At 63.6% G+C, this 23,975-nt stretch carries 27 protein-coding genes; 17 read left to right on the top strand and 10 right to left on the bottom strand.

What is annotated here, in order from left to right; translation table 11 throughout:
* Positions 1-79: 79 nt before the first annotated feature.
* Positions 80-361 (top strand): hypothetical protein, encoded by a 282-nt coding sequence (locus ACPFMA_RS20915; RefSeq protein WP_009399570.1) that lies wholly within the window; start codon positions 80-82, stop codon positions 359-361.
* Here ACPFMA_RS20915 and ACPFMA_RS20910 read toward each other — a convergent pair.
* Positions 358-2,415 (bottom strand): S9 family peptidase, encoded by a 2,058-nt coding sequence (locus ACPFMA_RS20910; protein ID WP_425928586.1) that lies wholly within the window; start codon positions 2,413-2,415, stop codon positions 358-360. The genes ACPFMA_RS20915 and ACPFMA_RS20910 overlap by 4 nt on opposite strands.
* Positions 2,416-2,497: 82 nt before the next feature.
* Here ACPFMA_RS20910 and ACPFMA_RS20905 point away from each other — a divergent pair, with 82 nt between their 5' ends.
* Genes ACPFMA_RS20905 through ACPFMA_RS20880 form a run of 6 tightly spaced genes read left to right on the top strand, consistent with a single transcriptional unit; the run spans position 2,498 to position 6,691 of the window.
* The gene (locus ACPFMA_RS20905) at positions 2,498-2,980 is read left to right on the top strand and encodes a hypothetical protein (RefSeq protein ID WP_064301901.1); all 483 of its coding nucleotides are present in this window, start codon (positions 2,498-2,500) and stop codon (positions 2,978-2,980) included.
* 14 nt (positions 2,981-2,994) lie between these two features.
* Positions 2,995-3,771 (top strand): class II glutamine amidotransferase, encoded by a 777-nt coding sequence (locus tag ACPFMA_RS20900; RefSeq protein ID WP_009399567.1) that lies wholly within the window; start codon positions 2,995-2,997, stop codon positions 3,769-3,771.
* Positions 3,772-3,782: 11 nt separating this feature from the next.
* Entirely contained in the window at positions 3,783-4,304 is a 522-nt protein-coding gene (locus ACPFMA_RS20895; protein WP_064301902.1) for a DUF2937 family protein, read from the top strand.
* Positions 4,305-4,329: 25 nt separating this feature from the next.
* Complete coding sequence (locus tag ACPFMA_RS20890) at positions 4,330-5,082, top strand: 5-oxoprolinase subunit PxpA (RefSeq protein WP_009399565.1); 753 nt, start codon at positions 4,330-4,332, stop codon at positions 5,080-5,082.
* Positions 5,079-5,774 (top strand): 5-oxoprolinase subunit PxpB, encoded by a 696-nt coding sequence (pxpB, locus tag ACPFMA_RS20885; RefSeq protein WP_425928585.1) that lies wholly within the window; start codon positions 5,079-5,081, stop codon positions 5,772-5,774. The genes ACPFMA_RS20890 and pxpB overlap by 4 nt, the downstream gene beginning before the upstream one ends.
* Positions 5,771-6,691 (top strand): biotin-dependent carboxyltransferase family protein, encoded by a 921-nt coding sequence (locus ACPFMA_RS20880; protein ID WP_425928584.1) that lies wholly within the window; start codon positions 5,771-5,773, stop codon positions 6,689-6,691. The genes pxpB and ACPFMA_RS20880 overlap by 4 nt, the downstream gene beginning before the upstream one ends.
* 87 nt (positions 6,692-6,778) lie before the next feature.
* Here the strand turns inward: ACPFMA_RS20880 and ACPFMA_RS20875 are convergent, their stop codons facing one another.
* From ACPFMA_RS20875 to ACPFMA_RS20865, 3 genes are all read right to left on the bottom strand, one after another.
* Positions 6,779-7,957, bottom strand: coding sequence for a vWA domain-containing protein (locus ACPFMA_RS20875; protein ID WP_009399562.1), 1,179 nt, complete (start codon positions 7,955-7,957; stop codon positions 6,779-6,781).
* 18 nt (positions 7,958-7,975) lie between these two features.
* Positions 7,976-8,821 carry an AAA family ATPase gene (locus ACPFMA_RS20870; RefSeq protein ID WP_009399561.1) on the bottom strand — a complete coding sequence of 282 codons (846 nt, stop codon included), beginning with the start codon at positions 8,819-8,821 and terminating at the stop codon, positions 7,976-7,978.
* Between the two features lie 137 nt (positions 8,822-8,958).
* On the bottom strand, positions 8,959-10,032 hold the full coding sequence (locus tag ACPFMA_RS20865) for a DUF748 domain-containing protein (protein WP_425928583.1): 1,074 nt from the start codon (positions 10,030-10,032) through the stop codon (positions 8,959-8,961).
* A 127-nt stretch (positions 10,033-10,159) separates the two neighbouring features.
* On the opposite strand from ACPFMA_RS20865, the gene cysK reads away from it, so the two are divergent.
* The 3 genes from cysK (at position 10,160) to ACPFMA_RS20850 (ending at position 13,592) form a co-directional block, all read left to right on the top strand.
* Complete coding sequence (gene cysK, locus ACPFMA_RS20860) at positions 10,160-11,134, top strand: cysteine synthase A (RefSeq protein WP_064301906.1); 975 nt, start codon at positions 10,160-10,162, stop codon at positions 11,132-11,134.
* Between the two features lie 252 nt (positions 11,135-11,386).
* Positions 11,387-12,322 carry an aspartyl/asparaginyl beta-hydroxylase domain-containing protein gene (locus ACPFMA_RS20855; RefSeq protein ID WP_064301907.1) on the top strand — a complete coding sequence of 312 codons (936 nt, stop codon included), beginning with the start codon at positions 11,387-11,389 and terminating at the stop codon, positions 12,320-12,322.
* A gap of 400 nt (positions 12,323-12,722) precedes the next feature.
* On the top strand, positions 12,723-13,592 hold the full coding sequence (locus ACPFMA_RS20850; RefSeq protein WP_425928582.1) for a DMT family transporter: 870 nt from the start codon (positions 12,723-12,725) through the stop codon (positions 13,590-13,592).
* Here ACPFMA_RS20850 and ACPFMA_RS20845 read toward each other — a convergent pair.
* Positions 13,549-14,457, bottom strand: coding sequence for a DMT family transporter (locus ACPFMA_RS20845; RefSeq protein ID WP_425928581.1), 909 nt, complete (start codon positions 14,455-14,457; stop codon positions 13,549-13,551). The genes ACPFMA_RS20850 and ACPFMA_RS20845 overlap by 44 nt on opposite strands.
* Before the next feature lie 99 nt (positions 14,458-14,556).
* Between ACPFMA_RS20845 and aceK the strand changes: the two genes are divergently transcribed.
* Complete coding sequence (gene aceK / locus ACPFMA_RS20840; RefSeq protein WP_425928580.1) at positions 14,557-16,278, top strand: bifunctional isocitrate dehydrogenase kinase/phosphatase; 1,722 nt, start codon at positions 14,557-14,559, stop codon at positions 16,276-16,278.
* Here aceK and ACPFMA_RS20835 read toward each other — a convergent pair.
* Entirely contained in the window at positions 16,275-17,141 is an 867-nt protein-coding gene (locus ACPFMA_RS20835) for a DUF6279 family lipoprotein (protein WP_009405217.1), read from the bottom strand. The two genes, aceK and ACPFMA_RS20835, sit on opposite strands and share 4 nt — an antisense overlap.
* Positions 17,142-17,307: 166 nt before the next feature.
* Between ACPFMA_RS20835 and ACPFMA_RS20830 the strand changes: the two genes are divergently transcribed.
* Positions 17,308-18,144, top strand: a complete 837-nt coding sequence (locus tag ACPFMA_RS20830; RefSeq protein ID WP_425928579.1) for a CvfB family protein — start codon at positions 17,308-17,310, stop codon at positions 18,142-18,144.
* A 15-nt stretch (positions 18,145-18,159) separates the two neighbouring features.
* Here ACPFMA_RS20830 and ACPFMA_RS20825 read toward each other — a convergent pair whose 3' ends face one another.
* On the bottom strand, positions 18,160-18,537 hold the full coding sequence (locus ACPFMA_RS20825) for a hypothetical protein (RefSeq protein ID WP_064301911.1): 378 nt from the start codon (positions 18,535-18,537) through the stop codon (positions 18,160-18,162).
* Between the two features lie 165 nt (positions 18,538-18,702).
* Between ACPFMA_RS20825 and ACPFMA_RS20820 the strand changes: the two genes are divergently transcribed.
* The 4 genes from ACPFMA_RS20820 (at position 18,703) to def (ending at position 21,037) form a co-directional block, all read left to right on the top strand.
* Positions 18,703-19,125, top strand: a complete 423-nt coding sequence (locus ACPFMA_RS20820; RefSeq protein ID WP_425928578.1) for a hypothetical protein — start codon at positions 18,703-18,705, stop codon at positions 19,123-19,125.
* A gap of 92 nt (positions 19,126-19,217) precedes the next feature.
* Positions 19,218-19,397 (top strand): CsbD family protein, encoded by a 180-nt coding sequence (locus ACPFMA_RS20815; protein WP_420058378.1) that lies wholly within the window; start codon positions 19,218-19,220, stop codon positions 19,395-19,397.
* Between the two features lie 136 nt (positions 19,398-19,533).
* Entirely contained in the window at positions 19,534-20,508 is a 975-nt protein-coding gene (locus ACPFMA_RS20810) for a YihY/virulence factor BrkB family protein (RefSeq protein ID WP_420058377.1), read from the top strand.
* Positions 20,498-21,037 (top strand): peptide deformylase, encoded by a 540-nt coding sequence (gene def / locus ACPFMA_RS20805; RefSeq protein ID WP_064301914.1) that lies wholly within the window; start codon positions 20,498-20,500, stop codon positions 21,035-21,037. The genes ACPFMA_RS20810 and def overlap by 11 nt, the downstream gene beginning before the upstream one ends.
* Here def and ACPFMA_RS20800 read toward each other — a convergent pair.
* Positions 20,989-21,444, bottom strand: coding sequence for a GNAT family N-acetyltransferase (locus ACPFMA_RS20800; protein WP_420058376.1), 456 nt, complete (start codon positions 21,442-21,444; stop codon positions 20,989-20,991). The two genes, def and ACPFMA_RS20800, sit on opposite strands and share 49 nt — an antisense overlap.
* Positions 21,445-21,708: 264 nt before the next feature.
* On the opposite strand from ACPFMA_RS20800, the gene ACPFMA_RS20795 reads away from it, so the two are divergent.
* On the top strand, positions 21,709-21,954 hold the full coding sequence (locus ACPFMA_RS20795) for a DUF2790 domain-containing protein (protein WP_009405210.1): 246 nt from the start codon (positions 21,709-21,711) through the stop codon (positions 21,952-21,954).
* A 107-nt stretch (positions 21,955-22,061) separates the two neighbouring features.
* On the opposite strand, the gene ada is transcribed toward ACPFMA_RS20795, so the two are convergent.
* Both ada and ACPFMA_RS20785 read right to left on the bottom strand, forming a co-directional pair.
* Positions 22,062-23,123 (bottom strand): bifunctional DNA-binding transcriptional regulator/O6-methylguanine-DNA methyltransferase Ada, encoded by a 1,062-nt coding sequence (gene ada / locus ACPFMA_RS20790; RefSeq protein ID WP_420058374.1) that lies wholly within the window; start codon positions 23,121-23,123, stop codon positions 22,062-22,064.
* Between the two features lie 188 nt (positions 23,124-23,311).
* Positions 23,312-23,971 carry a DNA-3-methyladenine glycosylase family protein gene (locus ACPFMA_RS20785; RefSeq protein WP_420058373.1) on the bottom strand — a complete coding sequence of 220 codons (660 nt, stop codon included), beginning with the start codon at positions 23,969-23,971 and terminating at the stop codon, positions 23,312-23,314.
* Between the last annotated feature and the right edge of the window lie 4 nt (positions 23,972-23,975).

Raw genomic sequence — 23,975 nt, 5'->3', positions numbered from 1 at the left:
GCCAGTACCGCTTCCTGGGCAGGCAATCCGCTACATGGCGGAGTAGTCTGTATGGCATGACCTCGACCAGGAGCCCTGCATGCGTCTGACGAGCATCCTGCTGTATTGCGTCGCCAGCCTGGCCACCGCCCAGGCCGACGACCTGCAACCGCGCGTGATCGCGCCGGTGCCCGGGGCGCCGGGTACCGCGACGCCCACGCCCTATCCGCAGATCACCCCATCGATGCCGCCGAAGGCCGGCGACGGCAGGCCGGGCGGCCCCTTGCTGCCGCCCATGCCATTGCCATCGCCGCCCAAGGATCAACCGCTGCCGGGGCTGATGCCGACGCCGGACAAGACCATGGACAAGACCAAGGACTAGGCGCTCGCCACACCCAGCTCGTTCAGCACGAAGGCGTACTCCAAGGCCACGTCGCGCAGGCCCTGGTAGCGGCCGCTCATGCCGCCATGGCCGGCGCCCAGCTCGGTCTTGAGCAGCAGCGGATTGCCGTCGGTCTTGGTGACCCGCAGCTTCGCCACCCACTTGGCCGCTTCCCAGTACTGCACGCGGCTGTCGTTATAGCCAGCGATCACCAGCAGCGACGGGTAGGCCTGGGCCTTCAGGTTTTCGTAAGGCGCGTAGGCCTTGATCCGCTCGTAGACCTCCGGCTCCTGGGGGTTGCCCCATTCGTCGTATTCGGTGACGGTCAGCGGCAGGTCCGGGTCGAGCATGGTGTTGAGTACATCGACGAACGGCACCTCGGCAATCGCCACCTTGAACAGCTCGGGACGCAGGTTGAGCACCGCGCCGATCAACAGGCCGCCGGCGCTGCCGCCGCTGATCGCCAGCTGCCTGGCGCGGGTGATGCCGGACGCGATCAGGTGTTCGGCGCAGGCGATGAAGTCGCTGAAGGTGTTGGCCTTGTGTTCCTGCTTGCCGGCGCGGTACCAGGCTTCGCCCAGCTCGCCGCCGCCACGCACGTGGGCGATGGCAAAGGCCACGCCGCGGTCCAGCAGGCTCAGGCGGGCATGGGAGAACCACGGATCGAGGCTTTCGCCGTAGGCGCCGTAGCCGTACAGGTAGAGCGGCACCGGCTGGCCAAGGTCGCTGCGACGCTGGACCAGGCTGATCGGCACCCGCGTGCCGTCGCTGGCCTGTGCCCAGAGACGCTGGCTGACATAGGCGTCGGCATCGAACTCGCCAAGCACCGGCGTTTGCTTGAGCACCACCTGCTCGCCAGTGGCCAGGTCCAGCTGGCGCACCTGGGCCGGGCGGTTCAGGGCTTCGTAGCGCAGGCGAATGCGCGTGCTGGTGAACTCCAGGCTGTCCTGTACGTACAGGCTGTAGGCAGCGTCCGGCAGTTGCACCCGGTAGGCCGGCAGCCCGCAGGGACGCACTTCGATGATCGGGAGGCCGCCCTCGCGCAGGCTCAGGGTCAGGGCGCCGGCATTGAGGGTCAGGCCCTCGATCATCACCGTGTCGCTGTGGGGCACCAGTACCTGCCACAGCTCGCGGGTGGGCACGCGGTCACCGGGAGCGTGATAGAGGGCGAAGTTGATGCCGTCCTGGTTGCTGCGCACGAACCAGCGCCACTCACCGTCGAGCTTGCCGTGGTCGGCGTCGTATTCATGGCCTTCGACCCGTGGCGCCAGGCAGGCGAACGTGCCGTTCGGGGTGTCGGCATCCAGTACCCAGGCTTCGCTGGTGGTCTTGCTGTTGAGCGACAGCAGCAACTGGCGCTCGGAGCTCGAGCGGTAGCAGTGCAGGAAGAAGCGCCCGTCGTGTTCCTCGAAGACCGGCTCGGCCTTGGCGCTGCCGAGGCGGTGGCGGTGCAGGCGGAAGGGCCGGTGGGTGTCGTCCAGCTCGGTGAAGAACAGGGTCTGGCTGTCGTTGGCCCAGGTCATGCTGCCGTCGCAGTCGTCGAACGGCAGTTCGCTGATCGCGCCGCTGGCCAGCTCCTTGACGTACAGGGTGTAGATCTCGTCGCCGCTGGTATCCAGGCTGTAGGCCAGGCGCTGGTGGTCCGGGCTGACATTGAAGGCGCCCAGGCTGAGGAAGCCGCCGGCAGCCAGTGCGTTGGGGTCGAGCAGCAGTTCCTCGCGGCTTTCGTCCACCGTGTTGGAATCATCGGCCGGGCGCGGGCAGCGATAGTGTCGGGCGTATTCGTCGCCGGCGGTGGTGCGGGTGTAGTACAGATACGGGCCCCAGGGCGAGGGCAGGGACAGGTCGGTTTCGAGGATGCGGCCCTTGATTTCCTCGAACAAGGTTTCGCGCAACCCGGCGTGGCCGGCCAGTTGCGCCTCCTGAAAAGCGTTCTCCGCCTCCAGGTAGGCCATCACCTCGGGAGCGTCGCGTTCCTGCAGCCAGGCATAGGGATCCGCGCCTTCGCCCCGGCGGGCGATCGGGGCGGACAGGGCTCGGGCGGAAGAGGACATATGCGGTTCCTTGGCTGGGGGGCGCCTGCGCGCGGAAAAATCGCTATCATAAGCGCCTGTTTGCCTACCTACCACGGACGCCATGACCGAAAACGACTATCTGTTCGCCTGGGGCCTGTATGCCCTGGCCGCCCTGGGTTGCCTGTGGGTGGGCTTTCGCCTGACCGGCTGGATGTGGCGCTGGCTGCGCGAGCCGCTGCGGGTGTTGCTGGCCGTGCTGCTGTTCACCCCGACCATCGTCGATCCGGCCAAGGACATCTTCGCCCCGGCCATCGCCATCAGCGCCCTGGACCTGGCCTTCAAGGTCGGCAACAACGTCTGGCGCGCTGCCGCCGACCTGGCGATGTACGGCATGATCGCCTTCGCCCTGTACCTGATCTTCGTCGCCATCCGCATGCCCCTGGAGGCTCGCGCCCGGGCGCGCCGCGAACGTGTTGAAGCTGCGAAGAAGCGCGAGGCCGAGGAAATCCTGGCCGAGCCCGCCGATAGCCGTGCGCGCTATCGCGACGAGCCACCCGAGGCGCCGTTGGGCGGGGCGCGCCAGCGTCTCGAACCACGTCTGTAACTGGAGGCCCGAGCATGTGTGAACTCCTGGGCATGAGCGCCAACGTCCCCACCGACATCGTTTTCAGCTTCACCGGCCTGATGCAGCGTGGTGGCCGTACCGGCCCCCACCGTGACGGCTGGGGCATCGGTTTTTATGAAGGCCGCGGCCTGCGGGTATTCCAGGACCCGGCGGCAAGCTGCGAATCGGAAGTCGCCAGCCTGGTACAGCGCTATCCGATCAAGAGCGAAGTGGTGATCGGCCATATCCGCCAGGCCAACGTCGGCAAGGTCTGCCTGTCCAACACCCACCCCTTCGTCCGCGAACTCTGGGGGCGCAACTGGTGCTTCGCGCACAACGGCCAACTCGCCGATTTCAATGGCCTGACCAGCTTCTACCGGCCGATCGGCGACACCGACAGCGAAGCGGCCTTCTGCGACCTGCTCAACCGCATCCGTGAAGCCTTTCCCGAGCCGGTGGACGTCGAGCAACTGCTGCCGGTGCTGGAGCAGGCCTGTGCCGAATACCGTGGCAAGGGCGTGTTCAACTGCCTGCTGAGCGATGGCGACTGGCTGTTCTGCTTCTGTTCGACCAAGCTGGTGCACATCACCCGGCGTGCGCCATTCGGCCCGGCGCGGCTCAAGGACGTGGACATGATCGTCGACTTCCATGCCGAAACCACGCCCAACGATGTGGTCACGGTCATCACCACCGAAGCGCTGACCGAAAACGAAACCTGGAACCGCTACGAGCCCGGCCAATGGGGCCTGTGGCGCAAGGGCGAATGCATCGCCAAGGGCCAGACCCGCTAAGGACGAGCCAAATGCTGAGAAGCTACCTGCGGTTGATCCTGTTCACCTGTGGTCTGTTGCTGGGCGTCCAGGTGCCCGGCCTGGTCAATGACTACAGCCAGCGCGTGCAAGCCCACCTGCTGGAGTCCCGCGAGGGCCTGAAGGGCTTCCAGCAGACCGCCCAGCGTTTCTTCAACGGGGATCTCCAGGCCCTGGTGCGGCATTACCGCGCCAGTGACGACCCGGTGTTCCAGAGCGATGCCGAGAGCATCGACAGCCTGGTCGCCCGCAACCGCATGCTGGAAAGCGAATGGCAGGCGTTGCAGGCCGGCTGGGCCAGTCGCACCTGGCATGTGCTGACCCAGCCCGACCCGGCGATCCGCGAGGAAACCTTCAAGGGCTACAGCTACCAGATTCTGCTCACGCCCGAGGCCGCGGCCTGGGGCGTGGGCTGTGCGCTGATCTTCGCCCTGGTGGTGGAGAGCATTCTGCTGCTGATCGGCTGGGTGATCATGGGTGGCCGGCGCAAGGCCGTGCAGCCAAGCTGGCGTTAACTTCATCTCTTCAACGGAGCCCGCCATGAGCCGTCTGCTATTGAACTGCGATATGGGCGAGAGCTTTGGCAACTGGACCATGGGTCTGGACGCCGAGGTCATGCCCTTCGTCGATTGCGCCAATATCGCCTGCGGCTTCCATGCCGGCGATCCCGGGATCATGCGCCAGACCGTCGCCCTGGCGGTGCAGCACCAGGTGCGGATCGGCGCCCACCCGTCCTACCAGGACCTGGCCGGTTTCGGCCGCCGCTCCATGGCCTGTAGCAACGAGGAAATCCGCGACCTGCTGCACTACCAGATCGGCGCGCTGGACGGCATCTGCCGGGTCCAGCGCACGCACTTGTCCTATGTCAAACCCCATGGTGCGCTGTACAACGACATGATGGCCGACCACCGCAAGCTGCGCGCCGTGCTCGAAGCCGTGGCCGCCTATGACCCGCCGTTGCCGCTGATGCTGATGGCCACGGCCGACGATACCGTTGCCCGGGCCCTGGGCGCTGAAATCGGTGTGCCGCTGTGGTTCGAGGCCTTCGCCGACAGAGCCTACGACGCTGACGGCCATCTGGTTTCCCGCCGCCTGCCGGGGGCGGTGCATCACGACCCGGCGCTGATCGTCGAACAGGCCCTGCGCCTGGCTCGTGGCGAACCGCTCACCGCCATCGACGGCAGCGCCGTGACGCTGCACGCCCAGACCCTCTGCGTGCATGGCGACAACCAAAGCTCGCTGGCCGCCGTGCGCCAGATCCGCCAGGCCCTGGATGCCCTGAAGACCCCATGAAGCCAAGGATCGAAGCGGTCGCCATCGACTGCCTGATGCTGCGCCTGTTCGAGTCCATCGACGAAGCCCACATGCCCTGGATGCTGGCGGCCAGCCGGCGCTTGCGGCAGGTGTTCGGCACGCGCCTGGTGGAACTGGTGCCGTCCTACACCACGCTGATGGTCCAGTTCGATTGCTCACCTGGCGAGGCGCGCAGCCTGATCGGCGAAGCGTTGCGCGATCTGCAGCCGGACAGTGGCGGGGCAGGGCGGCGCATGGACATTCCGGTGTGGTACGACGCCAGTGTCGGCCCGGAACTCAAGGTGCTGGCGGCGCGTTGTGGCGTCGCGCAAAGCGAGATCGTCCGGCGGCATACCGGGCGCGAATACCAGGTGTTTGCCCTTGGTTTCGCCCCCGGTTTCGCCTTCATGGGGTTGGTCGAGGAATCCCTGGCCTCGCCCCGCCTGGCGACGCCGCGCAAGCGCGTAGCGGCGGGCAGCGTGGGTATTGCCGAGCGGCAGACGGCGGCCTATCCGGCCTTGTCGCCGGGGGGCTGGAACCTGATCGGGCGTACGCCCGCTGCGCTGTTCGACCGTGACCGTGATGGCTACAGCCTGTTGCAGCCGGGCGACCGGGTACGTTTCGTGGCTATCGGGCGGGATGAATTCATCAGGCTGGGAGGTGACGACTCGCCGCTGGAGGAACAACCATGAACCACCTGCGGATCGAGGCCAGCACGCCCCTGTGTCAGCTTCAGGACCAGGGCCGTTTCGGTGTACGTCATCTTGGCGTGACGCAGGGCGGCGCGCTGGACTGGGTGTCGGCGCGCTGGGCCAACTGGCTGCTGGATAACCCGGCGCAAGCGGCAGTGGTGGAAATCACCCTGGGCGGTTTTGCCGTGGAGGCTGAGGCGGATTGTGTTCTGGCCCTGGCCGGCGCGGACCTGGACGCGCGGATCGACGGCGAGCCGCTGAAACCGTGGCGCAGCTTTGTATTGCGCCAGGGGCAGCGCTTGCAGTTCAGCCAGCCGTTGCTCGGTGCCCGGGCCTATTTGGCGGCGCCGGGTGGTTTCGATGCGCCCCGGGTGCTGGGCAGTTGCGCAACCGTGGTTCGCGAGCAACTGGGTGGGCCGGATGGCGCAGGTCGTGCCTTGGTCAAGGGCGATGAGTTGCGCTTTGCAGGGGCGGCGGCGGGGCGGGGGGGCGTGCCCGAGTTGCTGCGTCCGCCACTGGAAGGCGAGGCGTGCCTGGACCTGGTGATGGGCGCGCAATTGGGCGAATTCAGCGGGCAAAGCCTGTTCGATGCGTTCAACAGCCCGTGGCAACTGGACAGTCGCGGCGATCGCATGGGCATTCGCTTGCTCGGGCCGGCCTTGCGCTATCAGGGCAGGCCGATGATCTCCGAGGGCATCCCGCTGGGCGCGGTGCAGGTGCCGCCGGACGGGCAGCCGATCGTGTTGCTCAATGACCGGCAGACGATTGGCGGGTATCCGCGGTTGGGGGCGTTGACGCCGTTGGCGCTGGCGCGGCTGGCGCAGTGCTTGCCCGGGGAGCGGGTGAGGTTCAGGGCAGTGGTGCAGGAATTGGCCTGGGCTGAAATGCAGGCCTGGCTCAAGAGGTTTGCTGGCTGATAGGGCCTCATCGCTGGCAGCTCCCACAGGTTCAGCGATCCCTGTGGGAGCTGGCTTGCCAGCGATGAGGCCCTCAAGAACACCCTCCTACTTGGAGAGGAACCTCATACCTTCCTCCAACCCGCGCAAGGTCAGCGGATACATGCGGTCCTCGATCAATTCGCGGACGATGTTGGTCGAGGCCGTGTAGTTCCAGGTGTCCTTCGGATACGGGTTGATCCAGATAAGCTTCTTGAATTTCTCCATGAAACGCTGCATCCACACATACCCGGCCTCTTCGTTCCAGTGCTCGACGCTGCCACCCGGCTGGGTGATCTCGTACGGCGCCATGGCCGCGTCACCGACGAACACCACCTTGTAGTCGGCGCCGTACTTGTGCAGCAGGTCCAGGGTCGAGGTGCGCTCCGAGGTGCGGCGCAGGTTGTTCTTCCACACCGATTCGTAGACGAAGTTGTGGAAGTAGTAATACTCAAGGTGCTTGAACTCGGTCTTGCAGGCCGAGAACAGTTCCTCGCAGATCTTCACGTGGGCATCCATCGAGCCGCCGATATCGAATAGCAGCAACAGTTTCACGCTGTTGCGTCGCTCCGGGCGCATCTGGATGTTGAGCAGCCCGGCGTCGCGGGCGGTGTGGTCGATGGTGCCGTCGATGTCCAGCTCGTCCGCCGCGCCCTGGCGGGCGAACTTGCGCAAGCGGCGCAGGGCCAGCTTGATATTGCGCGTGCCAAGCTCGACCTGGTCGTCGAGGTTCTTGTACTCGCGCTGGTCCCAGACCTTGACCGCCTTGCCCTGGCGCTTGCCGGCCTCGCCGACGCGGATTCCCTCGGGGTTGAAACCGCCCGAGCCGAACGGGCTGGTGCCGCCGGTGCCGATCCACTTGTTGCCGCCGGCATGGCGTCCCTTCTGTTCTTCCAGGCGCTTCTTGAATTCTTCGATCAGCTTGTCCAGACCGCCCAGGGACTGGATCTGCGCGCGCTCTTCATCGGTCAGCTGGCGCTCGAACTCCTTGCGCAGCCAATCCTCCGGAATCAGCGCCTCCAGGTGCTGGTCGAGGTTCTCCAGGCCCTTGAAGTAGGCCGAGAAGGCCCGGTCGAACTTGTCGAAATGCCGTTCGTCCTTGACCAGGATCGCCCGCGACAAGTAGTAGAACTCGTCCATGTCGGCGAAGGTGACGCGCTTTTGCAAGGCGTTGATCAGGTCGAGCAGTTCGCGCACCGACACCGGCACCTTGGCGGCGCGCATTTCATTGAACAGATTGAGCAGCATGGCGTTCGCCCCCTGGCCTCAGCGGTTGCCGCGGCGGCTCATGAAGGCCAGGCGTTCGAGCAGTTGCACGTCCTGTTCGTTCTTCACCAGGGCACCCGCCAGCGGCGGGATGGCCTTGGTCGGATCGCGCTCGCGCAGCACGGCCTCGCCGATGTTGTCGGCCATCAGCAGCTTCAGCCAGTCGACCAGTTCGGAGGTGGACGGTTTTTTCTTCAGGCCCGGGACCTTGCGCACGTCGAAGAACACGTCCAGCGCTTCGCTGACCAGGTCCTTCTTGATGTTCGGGTAGTGCACATCGACGATCTGCTGCAGCGTCTCGCGGTCGGGGAAGGCGATGTAGTGGAAGAAGCAACGGCGCAGGAAGGCGTCCGGCAGCTCTTTCTCGTTGTTCGAGGTAATGATGATGATCGGACGCTGCTTGGCCTTGATGGTTTCGTCGGTCTCGTAGACGTAGAACTCCATCTTGTCGAGTTCCTGCAACAGGTCGTTGGGGAACTCGATATCGGCCTTGTCGATTTCGTCGATCAGCAGGATCACCCGCTCCTCGGATTCGAAGGCTTCCCACAACTTGCCCTTCTTCAGGTAGTTGCGCACGTCGTGGACCTTGTCCACGCCCAGTTGCGAGTCGCGCAGGCGGCTGACCGCATCGTACTCATAGAGGCCCTGGTGGGCCTTGGTGGTGGACTTGATATGCCAGGTGATCAATTTGGCACCGAAGGAGGCGGCCAGTTGCTCGGCGAGCATGGTCTTGCCGGTGCCCGGCTCGCCCTTGACCAGCAGTGGCCGCTCCAGGGTGATCGCCGCGTTGACCGCCAGTTTCAGGTCGTCTGTGGCGACGTATGCGCTGGTGCCTTCGAACTTCATCTATCCATCCTCATGAATACGGATGCCGGGAATGATCCATCCGGCAGAAAAATGTCATACGCGACTATACCCGCCGCCCTACACAGTGGGAACGCAGACGGCCCATTCAGTCTCTGAATGGGCCGTCACTCGGTGACTCAGTCAGACTTGGGCGCGGAACGCTCGTAACGTGCGTTGAAGGCCTGGATAAAGCCGTTGCGCAGGATCTGCAGCACGGCTTCGAAGGCGCTGACATCGCTCTGGTGCACGCTGCCGGACAGTTCGACCCGGGTGGCGAACTGGTTTTTCGGCTGGTTCTTCAGCACCGTCTCGGTGGCGCCGACCAGCGCTTCCCAGACCGAGCGGAAAATGTTCTTGTCCTTGTTCTCCACGTCCTGTTGCCAGTCGAACACCTCGACATCGCGCAGCAGCGGCTTGATATAGCCGGTCAGGCGGCCTTTCTCGGCCTGGGCCTCGATCACCACGTCGCCGTGGCCGGCCTTGAAGTCGAACTTGCCATAGGCGCTGGCGAAATCGTTGAGGCGGCGCAGCTGGATGTCGGTGGCCCGCAGGCGGAACTGGAAATCCTCGAAATTGCTCAGCGGATCGAAGGTGGCCTGGCTTTCGACAGGCGCATCGCCCACCAGCAGGGCCTTGCCGTCGAAGGTGGCGTCGCGCCGGCCTTGCTTGTCCACCACATTGGTCAGGTTGTGGATGCTGGCGTTGAGCTGGGTGGCCTTGAGGTCCACCGCCGGTTTGGAGTTGTAGTTGCGGAAGGTCAGGGTGCCGTCCTGTATCAGCACCTCGTTGAGGGTGATGGGCAGCAGTTTTTCCAGCTGTTGCCGCCAGTTGGTGCCCTGGCCGGTCTGCGAGGCCTGCTTGCTGCCGCCGTCGACGAAATTGAGTTCGGGGTTGAGGAAGGTCACTTCGCCGACCACGGCATGGTCGTACCACAACGAATGCCAGCTCACCGACAGGTCGATCACCGGTGCATCGAGCAACGGCACCGGCACCTTGCCTGTGGTCTTGACGATGGTCAGGCCGTTGATCTTGTAGGCTCCGCGCCACCAGGCCAGGTCAACGTCGGCGATCTGGCCGCGATAATCGCCCATGTCGGCAAGCTTGCCGTTCAGGTAGTCGCGCACCAGCCAGGGCAGCGACAGGTGCAGGGCCAGCAACAGCACGATAAGGCCGGCCAGCGTGGTCAAGGGCCAGCTATAGCGACGTTTCATCGGAGTCTCCAGATCCCGGATGAAAGGTTGACCGCGCTCGCTTGCATGGAGTTCGACCGGGGTAGACGCACCCCCATGGCAGGCTTACCCTTGGTTTTTTAGCTCGGTGCCAAAAGGACCTCCTGCCATGAGCCGTATCTTCGCTGACAACGCCCATTCCATCGGCAACACGCCGCTGGTGCAGATCAACCGCATCGCCCCGCGCGGGGTGACCATCCTGGCCAAGATCGAAGGGCGCAACCCGGGTTATTCGGTCAAATGCCGGATCGGCGCGAACATGGTCTGGGACGCCGAAAGCAGCGGCCGGCTCAAGCCGGGCATGACCATCGTCGAGCCGACTTCGGGCAACACCGGCATCGGCCTGGCCTTCGTCGCCGCCGCCCGTGGCTACAAGCTGCTGCTGACCATGCCGGCGTCGATGAGCATCGAGCGCCGCAAGGTGCTCAAGGCGCTGGGCGCCGAACTGGTGTTGACCGAGCCGGCCAAGGGCATGAAGGGCGCCATCGAGAAGGCCAACGAGATCCTCGCCAGCGATCCGCAGAAATACTTCATGCCGGCGCAGTTCGATAACCCGGCCAACCCGGCGATCCACGAGAAGACCACCGGTCCGGAAATCTGGAACGACACCGACGGTGCGGTGGATGTGCTGGTGGCGGGCGTCGGTACCGGCGGCACCATTACCGGGGTGTCGCGCTACATCAAGAACACCCAGGGCAAGGCCATCCTGTCCGTTGCCGTGGAGCCGATCGCTTCGCCGGTCATCTCCCAGGCCCTGGCCGGCGAGGAGATCAAGCCCAGCCCGCACAAGATCCAGGGCATCGGCGCCGGTTTCGTGCCGAAGAACCTCGATCTGTCCATCGTCGACCAGGTGGAAAAGGTCAGCGACGACGAGGCCAAGGCCATGGCCCTGCGCCTGATGCAGGAAGAAGGGATTCTTTGCGGGATCTCCTGCGGCGCGGCCATGGCTGCTGCCGTGCGCCTGGCCGAAAAGCCGGAAATGCAGGGCAAGACCATCGTGGTGATCCTGCCGGACTCGGGCGAGCGCTACCTGTCGAGCATGCTGTTCAGTGACTTGTTCACCGACCAGGAGAACCAGCAGTAAGAGCGCCGCGTAACCTTGTGGGAGCGGGTTTACCCGCGATTACGATAGTGGATTCACCGACGCGATCGCGGGTGAACCCGCTCCCACAAGGTGCGCGTCGCGCTGTTGATCCCCGGCAATGCCCTGTTGCCGGGTTTGTTGCAAAATCCCCAACACTGTCTATCAGGCCCCGGTTGTTCTTGCCGGGGCCTGTTCGGTTTATCATGGCCAATTTCCGGCCCTGAGCCTGAACGAGACTTCCAGGAGCATTGAATGACTTTTTCCTTTGTCGCCAAGGCAGGCGTGCTGCTGCTGTTCTTCGGCAGCGTCCTGTTCGTGCACCTGCGCGGCAAGGCCCGGTTGCCGGTGCTGCGCCAGTTCGTCAACCATTCGGCGCTGTTCGCCCCCTACAACTCGCTGATGTACCTGTTCTCCGGAGTGCCGTCCAAGCCGTACCTGGACCGCGAGCGCTTCCCTGAGCTGGATGTACTGAAGAACAACTGGCAGACCATCCGCGAAGAGGCCATGCACCTGTTCGACGAGGGCTATATCCGCGCCGCCGAGAAGGACAACGACGCCGGCTTCGGTTCGTTCTTCAAGAAGGGCTGGAAGCGCTTCTACCTGAAGTGGTACGACAAGGCCCTGCCGTCGGCCGAGCTGCTGTGCCCGAAGACCGTCGAGCTGGTCAACAGCATTCCCAACGTGAAGGGGGCGATGTTCGCCCTGCTGCCGGGCGGCAGCCACCTCAACCCGCATCGTGACCCGTTCGCCGGTTCGCTGCGCTATCACCTGGGCCTGACCACGCCGAACTCGGACAACTGCCGCATCTACGTCGATGGCCAGCCGTACGCCTGGCGCGACGGCGAGGACGTGATGTTCGACGAAACCTATGTGCACTGGGTCAAGAACGAAACCGACATGACCCGGGTGATCCTGTTCTGCGACGTCGAGCGGCCGCTGAGCAGCCCGCTCATGACCAGGATCAACCGCAAGGTCAGCGCCTTCCTTGGCCGTGCCACCGCACCGCAGAACACCGATGACGAGCGGGTCGGCGGGATCAACCAGGCCTATGCCTGGAGCAAGAAGTTCAGCAATGTCATCAGCACGCGGGTGAAAGCCTTCAAGCGTGCCAATCCCAAGGCTTACCGTGTGCTGCGGCCGGTGCTGGCGGTGGTGGTGGCTTACTTGCTGTACCGCTGGTTGTTCTGACGACACGGACCCTGTGGGAGCGGGTTTACCCGCGATTGCGTCGGTGAGTTCACTACCGTAATCGCGGGTGACCCCGCTCCCACAGGGTTTTACGTCGCTTTCCAAGACTTGCACTATCAAAGTGCCAGGCCTATAGTCCTGAGCCTCTACATCTCACCCGAAGACTCGCTCATGCCAGCTTCCCCTGTAACCCCAGTACTCGCTACCGCGCCCGACGCGGTGGTTGTCGTGCGCGGGTTCCTGCAGCCGGCCATCAGCCAGTCCCCACCTGTCGGAACCGTCGTGGCAGTGGTGGTAGTGGGCTGACGCCCGCTGCACACGCAACGTTTCTGAATCCGGCCGGCTGCGCCCTCGCAGTTCGTCCGATCGGCTTTCTTGCCCGAATACAGGTGGCAAATCCATGTCTTTCCTGCACAAGACTTCCGTGGCCTCGGCGGCCACCACGAGCCTGTTCGTCCTGCTCTGGAGCAGTGGCGCGATTGTCTCGAAACTGGGGCTGGCCCAGGCTACGCCCTTCGCTTTTCTGCTGATTCGCTTCCTTCTCGCCCTGGGCGCCCTGGTGCTCCTGGGGCCGCTGCTCAAGCTGCGCTGGCCGCGCGAGCCTGCGGCTATCCGCCAGGCCCTGGTGACCGGCGGGATTCTGCTCGGCGCCTACCAGATCTTCTATCTGCTGGCGCTGGACCTGAAGGTCACCCCTGGGGTCATGGCCACGGTCATGGGTGTCCAGCCCATCCTGACCGTGGTCCTGATGGAGCGCCGGCGTTCCTTGGGGCGTCTGTTCGGCCTGTGCCTGGGGCTGACGGGGCTGGTCCTGGTGGTCTGGCAGGGCATCGGCCTGGGCGGTATGTCCTGGTCGGGGATGCTCTTCGCCTTGCTGGCGCTGGTGAGCATGACCGGTGGCTCGATCATGCAGAAGCGCATCACCCGCGAGCCTCTTGGCACCCTGCCGCTGCAGTATCTGGCGGGGCTGCTGATATGCGCGCTGTTCGCACCGTTCCAGCCACTCGAGGTGAAGTTGAACCCGCAGTTCCTGCTGTCGGTGGCGTGGATGGGCCTGGTGGTCTCGGTGCTGGCGACCCTGTTGCTCTACCGGCTGATCGCCCGCGGCAACCTGGTGAATGTCACCAGCCTGTTCTACCTGGTGCCAGCGGTGACCGCAGTGATGGATTACCTGATCTTCGGCAACCGCCTCGCGGCCCTGAGCCTGCTGGGCATGGCCTTGATCGTCATCGGCCTGCTGTTCGTGTTCCGCCAGCCCGCGCGGGCTTGAGCACCAGCCACAGGGCCAGGCCAATCAGCAGTCCGCCGTAGAGGTGTGCGCTGGACAGCGGTTCGTCCAGCAGCCAGGCACCCCAGAGCACGCCGAAGACGGGAATCAGAAAGGTCACGGTGGAGGATTTCACCGGGCCGATCTCGCTGATCAGGCGGAAGTACAGGATGTAGGCGAAGGCGGTGCACAGCAGGCCCAGGCCAAGCAGCGACAGCCACACCGGCCAGCCACCCCAGCTGGCCGGTGGCTGGGTGGCAACGCTCCAGGCGAACAGGGGCGTGAGCAGGAGGCTCGCGCCCATCATGCTGCCCAGCGCGGACAGGCGGCTGTCCAGGCCGCCGCGCTGGTCCAGCCAGCGCCTGGCGAGAAAGCCGGAAAAGCCGTAGCAGGTGGTCGCGCCTAGGCAGGCGAGGGCACCCTGAAGCAGTTTCAGGTCGAAGGCCACCGGGCCCGCGCCACTGAGAATCCCCACGCCGAGCAGGCCGAGGAAGATCCCCGACAGCTTGGGCAGGGTCATCGCTTCATGGAAGAACAGCGCGCCGATCAGCACGCCCATCAGTGGCGTGGTGGCGTTGAAGATTGCCGAGTAACCGGCGGGCAGCACCTGCGCGGCCACCGAATAGAAGGTTGCGGGAATCCCCGAGTTGATCATGCCCAGCACCAGGGCGACCTTGAACTTGCCCTGGAAGTCCCAGCGCACCCGCATCAGCGCGAGGATCACCAGCAGGCCGGCGCAGGCGATGGTCACCCGGAAGAACGCCGTCGGCACCGTGCCCAGCACCGGCGCGATGATGCGCATGAACAGGAAGCTGGCACCCCAGACGGCGGCGAGGATCAGCAGGCGGGACAGGGCAATGGGGCTCACGGGATTCTCCGGGGCGAACGGGGAACGGAGTGTACCCCTGTGCAGCACGAAGCGCCCCGGTTACTCTCAGGTTTTCGTCCTTCTGCCAGAGGTCCTGATATGCCCCAGCAATGGCCGGCCGCCGATATCGCCCGGATGATCCTCGAAGGTTTCGACAATTACCGCGAGCATTTCCGCCAGATCACCGACGGCGCCCGCGAGCGTTTCGAACAGGCCCTCTGGCAGCAGATCCAGAGCGCGGCGGCGGCGCGGATCAACCTCTACGAGGAGAAGGTGTCCGAAGTCAGTGCGGGCCTGCGCGAGGCATTCGAGGACGAGGTGTTGCTGGACGTCTCGCTGTGGCCGCTGGTGAAAAGCGCCTACATCAGGCTGATCGACCCGCGCCTGGACGATGAGCTGGCGGAAACCTGGTACAACTCGATCTTCTGCAGCCTGTTCAGCCACGACCTGATCAGTGACGGCTGCATGTTCATCCACACCACCCGGCCTTCGCTACGGGCTCACGAGCGCGCGGCGCAGACCCGCATCTACCGGCCCGACGGGCAGTTGGCCGGCCTGTTGGCGACGATTTTCGAAGACTATCGGTTCGGCGTGCCCTACGCCGACCTGCCCGGCGACCTGGCGCGGCTGGAGACGCAATTGCGCGAGCACCTGCCTGACTGGGTATGCAAGGATCCGGAACTCCAGGTCGAGCTGTTTTCCCCGGTGCTGTACCGCAACAAGGGCGCCTACCTGGTCGGGCGCATCTTTACCCGCGACGAACAGTGGCCGCTGGTGATCCCGCTGCTGCACCGCGAGGGCCAGGGTATCGAGATCGATGCGCTGATCACCGACGAAGCCGATGTGTCGATCATCTTCTCCTTCACCCGTTCCTACTTCATGGTGGATGTACCGGTGCCGGCGGAGTTCGTCGGTTTTCTCAAGCGCATCCTGCCGGGCAAGCACATTGCCGAGCTGTACACCTCGATCGGTTTCTACAAGCACGGCAAGTCGGAGTTCTACCGGGCGCTGATCAATCACCTGGCAAGCACCGACGATCGCTTCATCATGGCCCCGGGCGTGCGCGGCATGGTCATGAGCGTGTTCACCCTGCCGGGCTTCAATACCGTGTTCAAAATCATCAAGGACCGCTTCTCGCCATCGAAGAACGTCGACCGCGCCACGGTGATCGAGAAATACCGCCTGGTTAAAAGCGTCGACCGGGTCGGGCGCATGGCCGATACCCAGGAGTTCTCCGATTTCCGCTTCCCCGTGAGCAAGTTCGAGCCAGAGTGCCTGGCGGAGTTGCTGGAAGTGGCGCCGTCCACCGTTGCACTGGAAGGCGATACCGTGCTGGTCCGCCATTGCTGGACCGAACGGCGCATGACCCCGCTTAACCTGTACCTGGAAAACGCCAACGACGCCCAGGTCCGCGAGGCGCTGGACGACTACGGCCTGGCGATCAAGCAATTGGCGGCGGCGAATATCTTTCCGGGCGACATGTTGCTGAAGAACTTCGGTGTCACCCGTCACGGCCGGGTGGTGTTCTACGACTACGACGAGATCACCTTCCTCACCGAGGCCAACTTCCGCCATATTCCGCCGCCACGTTTCCCCGAGGACGAAATGTCCAGCGAGCCGTGGTATTCCATCGGCCCGCATGATGTGTTCCCGGAAGAATTCCCGCCGTTCCTGTTCGCCGATATCGGCCAGCGGCGGCTGTTCAGCCAGTTGCATGGCGAGCTATACGACGCCGATTACTGGAAGCGGCTGCAGGACAAGATCCGCGCCGGCAAGGTGATCGATGTGTTCCCGTACCGGCGCAAGGATCGGACCCTTTAGCTTTTAAGGCACTTCAGCTCACTGAAATCCTTGCGCACCTTGCCCAGCCGCTGATCCAGCTGCTGGCGCTGCTGCTCGCTGCTCTGGGCCATCAGGTCCACCAGCAGGCTGCGCAGTTGCTCCTCGGTATTGGCGAAGGCGACGCGGTATTCCGGGGTCCAGAAGCGCTCGCGGTCCTTGAGCAGTTCGCCCAGGCGCGGTTCGAAGTTGTCGCTGTGGCGCTGGTCCATCAGGTTGCTGAACTGGGCCTGCCAGTGGGCACGGTTGGCGATCCAGGCGCGGTTCTGCTCGCCCAGTTGCGCCGACCATGAGGCCACGCGTGCCTTTTGCTGCGGACTGAGCCCGCCGAACCAGGGCGACAGGCGTTTCTCCATGCGTTCGCCGCGCTCGGCGATCTGCTGCGACAACGGTGTCTTCACGTACTTGGCCTGGCGCTCCTCGATGTCCTTGGCGAAGTTCTCGCGCATCTCGCGCACCTGCTGGTCATCCATGCCACGCAGCAATTGCGCGGCCGACGGGGTGATCTGCTCGGCGACGCGGGCGATGGCCGCACGGGCTTCGACGGTGCGTTGCTGCAACTGCTGGTCGGTGACCTGGTTGCTGGTGACCATCTGGCGGATGTTGTCGAGCCAGGCCAGGTAGCCGGGCAACTGGGTCTTGCAGTGCCAGGACAGTTCTTCCTTGAGCCGCTCGTTCAGCCAGTTCTTCTGCTGGCGGTTCATGTCCAGGTAATCGCCGAGTGACCAGGGCACCAGCACGTCCAGGTTGCGGTAGGCCAGGTCCAGGCGTGTGCAGGACAGCAGCAGGAGGCTGGTGAAAACCAGCAGGAACGGGCGCAGGCAGCGTGATAGACGAGCGGACATGGTCGGCGTCCTTGCGTTGGCGTACTCAGTGTTTATAGAGCAGCTTTGACCCGAGGGGTTCAAGGCGATGCCCTCGTGGCTGTTTCCAGCACTGAAAGTGCCGAAGCGCAGGGTGATCGGCCGCGATCGCGTGTAGAATGCGCGCCTCGCAGCGAGGATTTCGAACATGGCTTCAGTTGGGCGTTACAACACTTTGCAGGTGGTCAAGCACACGGACTTCGGTCTGTACCTGGATGGCGGTCCGGAGGGCGAGATCCTCCTGCCCAAGCGCTACATCCCCAAGGACACGCCAAGCGAGGTGGACGACTGGCTGAATGTCTTCGTTTACCTGGACAGCGAGGACAAGCTGATCGCCACTACCGACAAGGTAAAGGTCCAGGTCGGCCAGTTCGCCAGCCTCAAGGTGGTGGAGATCAACAGCATCGGTATCTTCCTCGACTGGGGCCTGCCCAAGGACCTGCTGATGCCGTACTCCGAGGAAAAACGCCAGATGCGCGCCGGCGAGTACTGCGTGGTGCACGTCTACCTCGACCGTCGCACCCGGCGCATCACCGCGACCGCCAAGCTCGATCGCTACCTGGACAAGACCCCGGCCAACTACCGGGTCGGCCAGCAAGTGGACCTGCTGGTGGTGGAACAGAGCCCGATGGGCTTCAAGGCCATCATCAACAACCAGCACTGGGGCCTGATCCACAAGAACGAGATGTTCAAGTTCCTTCGTTCAGGCAAGCAGGAAAAGGGCTACATCAAGGAAATCCGCGACGACGGCAAGATCGCCCTGAGCCTGCAGCCGGTGGGCGAGGGCGCCGCCAGCAGCCTGCACGAGCAGATCCTCGCCCGGCTGAAGGCCGCCGATGGCGTGCTGCCGGTGAGCGACAAGAGCGACCCGCAGGTGATCAGCGACCTGTTCGGGGTCAGCAAGGGCAACTTCAAGAAGGCCATCGGCGCCTTGTACAAGAGCGGCCAGATCGTCATCCATGACAACCGCATCGAGCTGCCCTGATCCGGCAGCTCCGGTTCAGCGCTGGCGATAGCCGGAGAAGTCCAGGTTCTCGCCACCGGGCCGCAGGTCGCGCAGCAGCGAGTCACGGTCGGCCGACAGGGCCAGGCTGATGGTGGAGCGACGTTTGCCCGGATTGCGTACTTCCATCTTTTCCTGATGGGTGCGCAGGTCGCGCACCGGAATCTTCAGATGCTGCAGCTTGTCGGTCTCGGGGCTGTGCAGCAGCAGGTTGACGAAGTCGCTGTTCTTGCGCAGCCAGGCCACCGGGATATCGAACCACCACAGGCTGCGCTTGCTGTCCAGGACGGCGAACAGGGTGTTGTCGCTGTTCAGTACGGAAGTGCCCAGCGCCTCGTTGCGGCGGGCGATGGCGGTGGTCTTGTCGAGTTTCATGCGGGGTGTCCTGCGAGTAACGCTTGGAAAGGTCGGGTATTTTGCGGGTAATGGACGGAAACATAAAGCAGCGGCCTTTGCTGTAGGTGGAACTTTTCGTCGGGTTGATGTCAATTTGATGCCGCTTTTGCCGGCCACCGTAATCCCTTTCTAAGGAAGACTGAAATGCGAGTATTTTTCGCACTGTTGTTGCTGTTCAGTGGTTTTGCCCACGCCAGTTGTTCCGGTATTTCCGATCCCGATCAGCGCCGCTACTGTGACGCCAAAACCGGTAACGGCAGTTGTTCCTCCATCAGCAACGCTGACCTGCGCAGGATGTGCGACGCCGAAACCCGGAACGGTAGCTGTTCATCGATCGAAAATGCCGACCAGCGACGCTATTGTGATGCCAAGCGCGACAATGGCAGTTGCTCGTCGATCGAAAACGCGGACTTGCGCAGCATGTGCAACGCCGAAACCGGCAACGGCAGTTGTTCCTCGATCAGCGATCGTGATCAGCGTAACTACTGTCGTGCCAAGACTGGCAATGGCAGCTGCTCCTCGATAGAAAACTCAGACCTGCGCAGACGGTGCGAGGCGGAGCGCTGATGGGGCACATTGTCGAAAAATAAATGAAACTCCCCGCTTCGCCTGATACTCCACTCATTGTCGATTCCGACATACCTTCAAGGAGAAATCCCATGAGTGGCACCAAAGACAAAGTCAAAGGCATGGCCAACGAAGCGGTCGGCAATATCAAGCAAGGCGTGGGCAAGGTGACCGATAACGATCGCCTGCGCGCCGAAGGCAAGGCCCAGGAGCTCAAGGGCGAAGCCCAGCAAACCGTGGGCAAGGTCAAGGATGCCGTGAAAAAGCCTTGACCGGCCTGCGGGCCATAAAGAGACGGCCATCCCTGGATGGCCGTTTTTTTTACCCGGCAGACGGAATCGCGACCTTGTGAACAGGGTCTATTAGACTGTTTTGTAACTGAGCCTGGGGCAGCGCAAGGAGACGCCAATGAGACTTACCCATTTACGCGGTCTGCCGGTCCACCGCGTACTGGTGCGAACCGTCAAGGAGTTTCTCGACGACGAGATGTCCACCTACGCCTCGGCACTGGCCTACCAGATGCTGTTTTCGCTGTTCCCCTTCCTGCTGTTCCTCATTGCCCTGATCGGTTTCCTGCACCTGCCGGACTTTTTCTCCTGGCTGCGCCTGCAATCGGAACTGGTCCTGCCACCGCAGGCGCTGGAGCAGGTCAATCCGGTGATCGACCAGCTCCAGCAATCCAAGGGCGGCCTGCTCTCGGTGGGTATCGTCATCGCCCTGTGGACCGCTTCCGCCGGCGTGCGCCTGATGATGAGCGCGATGAATGCCGCCTACGATGTGATCGAAGGGCGTCCGGTGTGGAAGCGCATCCCGCTGTCGATCTTCTACACCGTGGGCATCGCCGGCATGCTCCTGGCCGCCGCCGCGCTGATGGTCCTGGGCCCGCAGGTGATGAGCTGGGTGGCATCGCAGGTGGGCATGGAAGACATCATCGTGACCATCTGGACCGTGGCCCGCTGGCCGGCCATCGTTGTGCTGATGATGGTGGCGGTGGCGCTGATCTACTACGTGATGCCCGATGTAAAGCAGGAATTCCGCTTCATCACCCCGGGGTCGGTGCTGGCGGTGGTGGTGTGGATCATCGCCTCCCTGGGCTTCGGCTACTACGTCAAGACGTTCGCCGACTACAACGCCATGTACGGCAGCATCGGGGCGATCATCGTCCTGCTGTTGTACTTCTACATTTCTGCGGCGGTGCTGCTGTTGGGCGCGGAGATGAACGCGGTAATCGAGCATATGTCGCAGGAGGGCAAGGACCCGGGGGAAAAACATCCCGGCGACGGCGCCCCGGAACGTGCTACAAACCAGGTTTCCGGGCTGGGTCGCGATCACGCCCCGGCCGTCGAAACAGAACCTGCGAGCCGAACCACCCATGATTCGTGAAATCCTCAAGATGGGCGACGAGCGCCTGCTGCGCATCGCCCCGCCGGTCCCCGAACAGCTGTTCGGCAGTGCCGAGCTGCAGCAACTGATCGACGACATGTTCGAGACCATGCGCCATGTCGGTGGCGTGGGCCTGGCGGCGCCGCAGATCGGCGTCGACCTGCAACTGGTGATCTTCGGTTTCGAGCGCAGCGAGCGCTATCCGGATGCCGAGCCGGTGCCGCAGACCATCCTGCTCAATCCGCTGATCACGCCCATGGGCACCGAGCTGGAGGAAGGCTGGGAAGGGTGCCTGTCGGTACCCGGGCTGCGTGGCGTGGTGAGCCGCTACAAGAGCATCTTCTATGAAGGCGTCGATCCCCACGGCCAACCGATCCGGCGAACCGCCGAGGGTTTTCACGCGCGGGTGGTACAGCATGAGTGCGACCACCTGATCGGCCGCCTGTACCCTTCGCGCATCCATGACTTCAGCCGTTTCGGCTACACCGAGGTGCTGTTCCCGGGGCTCGACCCGGCCACCGACGACTGACTGCGGTACATCGCCAGCAGCGACTTGCTGCGCCGGTAGCGGGCCAGGCGATCGGCCAGCGCCTGTGGCAGCGCTTCGGTCACCTCGAAGCCCAGGCGTTCATAGAAGCCTTGCAGGTCCGGATGGCAGAACAGCCAGGTGCACTGTTCGGCGCAGGCCGTTTCGATCAAGCGTCTCGCCATCCCTGTCCCCCGCCAGGAAAAAGCCACCAGCAGGCCGGTCAGCCATTGTCCGCCCGGCACCGGTGTGAGATTCAGCGCGGCAACGATCTCCCCCGTCCGCACGACCCAGGCTTCGCCACCTTCGCTGGCGCGCATGGCCGACCCCTGGGTCTTGTAGAACTTGTTCAGTAGAGGTCGCTCGGTGGCGGTAAGACGGCTGCAGCGGGCTGGATGGCGTTCTGGCACAGGCGAAGGGCTCCGGGGCGGGATTTGCAGCGTATCCCCTCGGGCAAGGGTTGAGCGCAATTATTGCGAGTTTCGTAACAGTGAATGTCAGTCTTGGTGATTCAAGGAACTTAGCAGATCAGTAGACTAAGTGCATCCCCACTCGGAAGTTCCAACGGGATCGGTACTTCGTGTCATGTTTGCTTAGTTGAAATGACAACTTCTCCGGCCACTCAGGCATATGAAGTCAATCTGTTGGTTCGATTGCTTTAAAGGCCCACAATCATGAAAGCATTAATTGCAGCAGCCCTGCTCGCCGTCTCTTCGTTCGCCCTTGCCGACCAGGCAGCACAGCCCCAGGTCGAGCAGTACACCTACGGCACCAAGCTGGATATCGCCAAGGTCATCAGCCTGTCGAAAGTCGCCAATGTCTGCGAGGTGGTTCCGGCTACCATGGTCTATGAAGATCATCAAGGCAAGCGCCACACTATCGAATACCGGGTGATGGGCGACGGTTGCAGCCAGGGTTGAAAACCTTTCAAGTCGTTTAAAAAGCCCCGCCAGTCGCGGGGCTTTTTAATGGGTGGACTTTATAGTTCGAATAAATAGATTGATGTGATTAATGTAATGAATAGGTTTCAGCGCCGCTCTCGCTCCAGAAGTTGCTGCTTGCGTTCCACACCCCAGCGATAGCCAGACAGATTACCGTCGCTGCGCACCACCCGATGGCAGGGCACCGCCACCGCGATGCTGTTGGCGCCACAGGCCTTGGCCACTGCGCGTACCGCCTTCGGTGCGCCGATACGCTCGGCGATCTCGGCGTAGCTGGCGGTACTGCCCGGCGGGATCTCGCGCAGCGCCTGCCAGACCCGCTCCTGGAAGGCCGTGCCTTGCAGGTCCAGGGGCAGGTCGAGGCCGATGCCCGGGGCTTCGACGAAGCCCACCACCCGCGCCACCAACTGCTCGAATCCTTGATCGGCGCCGATCAGGTTGGCCTTGGGGAATTTATCTTCAAGGTCCTGCAAGAGTGCCTGGGGATCATCGCCCAGGAGTATCGCGCAGATGCCCTTGGTGCTTTGCGCGATGAGGATCGCGCCCAGCGAGCACTGCGCGATGGCGAAGTGGATGTCGGTATGCACGCCACCCGCGCGGTAGGTGCCCGGCGTCATGCCGAGACGGGCATTGCTCGACTCGTAGAAACGGCTATTGGCGTTGAACCCCGCTTCGTACACCGCTTCGGTGATGGAATTGGCGTGGTGCAGCTGGTTGCGCAGCTTGCGCGCGCGGTGGGCGCTGGCGTAGGCCTTGGGCGTGAGGCCCGTGGCGCGCTTGAACACACGATGGAAGTGATACGGGCTCATGTTCACCTGGCCGGCCAGTTGCTCGAGGCTGGGCTCGACCTCGGCGCTCTCGATCAACTGGCAGGCCCGGGTTACCTGGGCGGCGTGCTGGCGTGCCAGCTCGCCCTGGTCGCTGCCGCGGCGCTTGCTCGGTCGGTAGCCGGCGGCTTCGGCGGCGGCGGGCGTGTCGAAGAATTCCACGTTCTCGATATTCGGCCGGCGCGCTGGGCTGGACGGTGGGCAGTACACGCCGGTGGTGCGCACGCCATAGACGAAGGTGCCGTCGGCGGAGGCGTCGCGGGTGAGCAGTGCTTGCCAGCGAGGGTCGGATTCCGTGATGGCGGTTTTTTCACGGCGCATGGGCATGTCTCCAATAGTCAGGTCGCCACCGTCCCGGTGGGAGCTGGCTTGCCAGCGATTGCAATAGTGAATCCACCATCCTCATCGCTGGCAAGCCAGCTCCCACAGGGGGCGCGGTCGTGCTTCAGGGATGTAACTGGCTTGAAGCCTAAAGTGGCGGAACTTTTCAAAAACTCCGCCGCTTGCTTTCAAATTCCCCTCGCCGGCACCCGCCACAGGTACCACGCCGCCACCGTCCGGTACGGACTCCACGCCGCACCCAGTTCCAGCAATTGCTTGCGCGTCGGCTGCGCTTCCAGCCCATGCAGCCGCCGATACCCCTCGCGCACCCCGAAATCGTCCACCGGCAGGATATCCATCTGCTCCAGCGTATAGATCAGCAGCATCTCCACGGTCCAGCGACCAACACCGGGCAGCCGGGTCAGGCGCTCGATCAGCACCTCATGTTCCAATAGCCGGGCCTCGTCGTGATCCGGCACCAGGCCGTCCAGCCGGCCCTGGGCCACGGCCTGCACGGTACTGATCTTGCGCCCCGAGAAGCCGCAGGCACGCAGTTGTTCCGGGGTGGTCGCCAGCAACTGTTCGGGAGACGGAAACGCCTGCCCGGGAAACAGCGCCAGGAATCGCCCGAGGATCGCCTCCGCGGCCTTGGCATGCAACTGCTGGTAGGCGATGGCGCGCACCAGTGCCTGGTACGGGTCACGTGTAGGCAGCGGTACATGCTGGCAAGGGCCAATGGCCTCGATATGTGCAGCCCAGGCGGGACCCTGCTGGCGCAGGTGTTCGCTGGCCTGTTGGTAGAAAGCTTCACGTTCGTCCATGGCGCTGGAGTGTAGGCGGGTAGGCATGGTT

The organism is Pseudomonas sp. NyZ201, assembly GCF_049860765.1.
In the GTDB taxonomy this organism is placed as follows: domain Bacteria; phylum Pseudomonadota; class Gammaproteobacteria; order Pseudomonadales; family Pseudomonadaceae; genus Aquipseudomonas; species Aquipseudomonas bharatica.
This window is presented reverse-complemented; position numbering and strand designations above follow the sequence as displayed.

Bases quoted from the DNA above. Each gene is read 5' to 3' on its own strand.
- ACPFMA_RS20785 (WP_420058373.1), bottom strand. From the start codon at position 23,971: ATGCCTACCCGCCTACACTCCAGCGCCATGGACGAACGTGAAGCTTTC.
- ACPFMA_RS20895 (WP_064301902.1), top strand. From the start codon at position 3,783: ATGCTGAGAAGCTACCTGCGGTTGATCCTGTTCACCTGTGGTCTGTTG.
- ACPFMA_RS20830 (WP_425928579.1), top strand. From the start codon at position 17,308: ATGGCTTCAGTTGGGCGTTACAACACTTTGCAGGTGGTCAAGCACACG.
- ACPFMA_RS20905 (WP_064301901.1), top strand. From the start codon at position 2,498: ATGACCGAAAACGACTATCTGTTCGCCTGGGGCCTGTATGCCCTGGCC.
- ACPFMA_RS20865 (WP_425928583.1), bottom strand. From the start codon at position 10,032: ATGAAACGTCGCTATAGCTGGCCCTTGACCACGCTGGCCGGCCTTATC.
- ACPFMA_RS20870 (WP_009399561.1), bottom strand. From the start codon at position 8,821: ATGAAGTTCGAAGGCACCAGCGCATACGTCGCCACAGACGACCTGAAA.
- ACPFMA_RS20900 (WP_009399567.1), top strand. From the start codon at position 2,995: ATGTGTGAACTCCTGGGCATGAGCGCCAACGTCCCCACCGACATCGTT.
- ACPFMA_RS20795 (WP_009405210.1), top strand. From the start codon at position 21,709: ATGAAAGCATTAATTGCAGCAGCCCTGCTCGCCGTCTCTTCGTTCGCC.
- aceK (WP_425928580.1), top strand. From the start codon at position 14,557: ATGCCCCAGCAATGGCCGGCCGCCGATATCGCCCGGATGATCCTCGAA.
- def (WP_064301914.1), top strand. From the start codon at position 20,498: ATGATTCGTGAAATCCTCAAGATGGGCGACGAGCGCCTGCTGCGCATC.
- cysK (WP_064301906.1), top strand. From the start codon at position 10,160: ATGAGCCGTATCTTCGCTGACAACGCCCATTCCATCGGCAACACGCCG.
- ACPFMA_RS20910 (WP_425928586.1), bottom strand. From the start codon at position 2,415: ATGTCCTCTTCCGCCCGAGCCCTGTCCGCCCCGATCGCCCGCCGGGGC.
- ACPFMA_RS20890 (WP_009399565.1), top strand. From the start codon at position 4,330: ATGAGCCGTCTGCTATTGAACTGCGATATGGGCGAGAGCTTTGGCAAC.
- ACPFMA_RS20835 (WP_009405217.1), bottom strand. From the start codon at position 17,141: ATGTCCGCTCGTCTATCACGCTGCCTGCGCCCGTTCCTGCTGGTTTTC.
- ACPFMA_RS20820 (WP_425928578.1), top strand. From the start codon at position 18,703: ATGCGAGTATTTTTCGCACTGTTGTTGCTGTTCAGTGGTTTTGCCCAC.
- ACPFMA_RS20875 (WP_009399562.1), bottom strand. From the start codon at position 7,957: ATGCTGCTCAATCTGTTCAATGAAATGCGCGCCGCCAAGGTGCCGGTG.
- ACPFMA_RS20850 (WP_425928582.1), top strand. From the start codon at position 12,723: ATGTCTTTCCTGCACAAGACTTCCGTGGCCTCGGCGGCCACCACGAGC.
- pxpB (WP_425928585.1), top strand. From the start codon at position 5,079: ATGAAGCCAAGGATCGAAGCGGTCGCCATCGACTGCCTGATGCTGCGC.
- ACPFMA_RS20880 (WP_425928584.1), top strand. From the start codon at position 5,771: ATGAACCACCTGCGGATCGAGGCCAGCACGCCCCTGTGTCAGCTTCAG.
- ACPFMA_RS20855 (WP_064301907.1), top strand. From the start codon at position 11,387: ATGACTTTTTCCTTTGTCGCCAAGGCAGGCGTGCTGCTGCTGTTCTTC.
- ada (WP_420058374.1), bottom strand. From the start codon at position 23,123: ATGCGCCGTGAAAAAACCGCCATCACGGAATCCGACCCTCGCTGGCAA.
- ACPFMA_RS20810 (WP_420058377.1), top strand. From the start codon at position 19,534: ATGAGACTTACCCATTTACGCGGTCTGCCGGTCCACCGCGTACTGGTG.
- ACPFMA_RS20915 (WP_009399570.1), top strand. From the start codon at position 80: ATGCGTCTGACGAGCATCCTGCTGTATTGCGTCGCCAGCCTGGCCACC.
- ACPFMA_RS20815 (WP_420058378.1), top strand. From the start codon at position 19,218: ATGAGTGGCACCAAAGACAAAGTCAAAGGCATGGCCAACGAAGCGGTC.
- ACPFMA_RS20825 (WP_064301911.1), bottom strand. From the start codon at position 18,537: ATGAAACTCGACAAGACCACCGCCATCGCCCGCCGCAACGAGGCGCTG.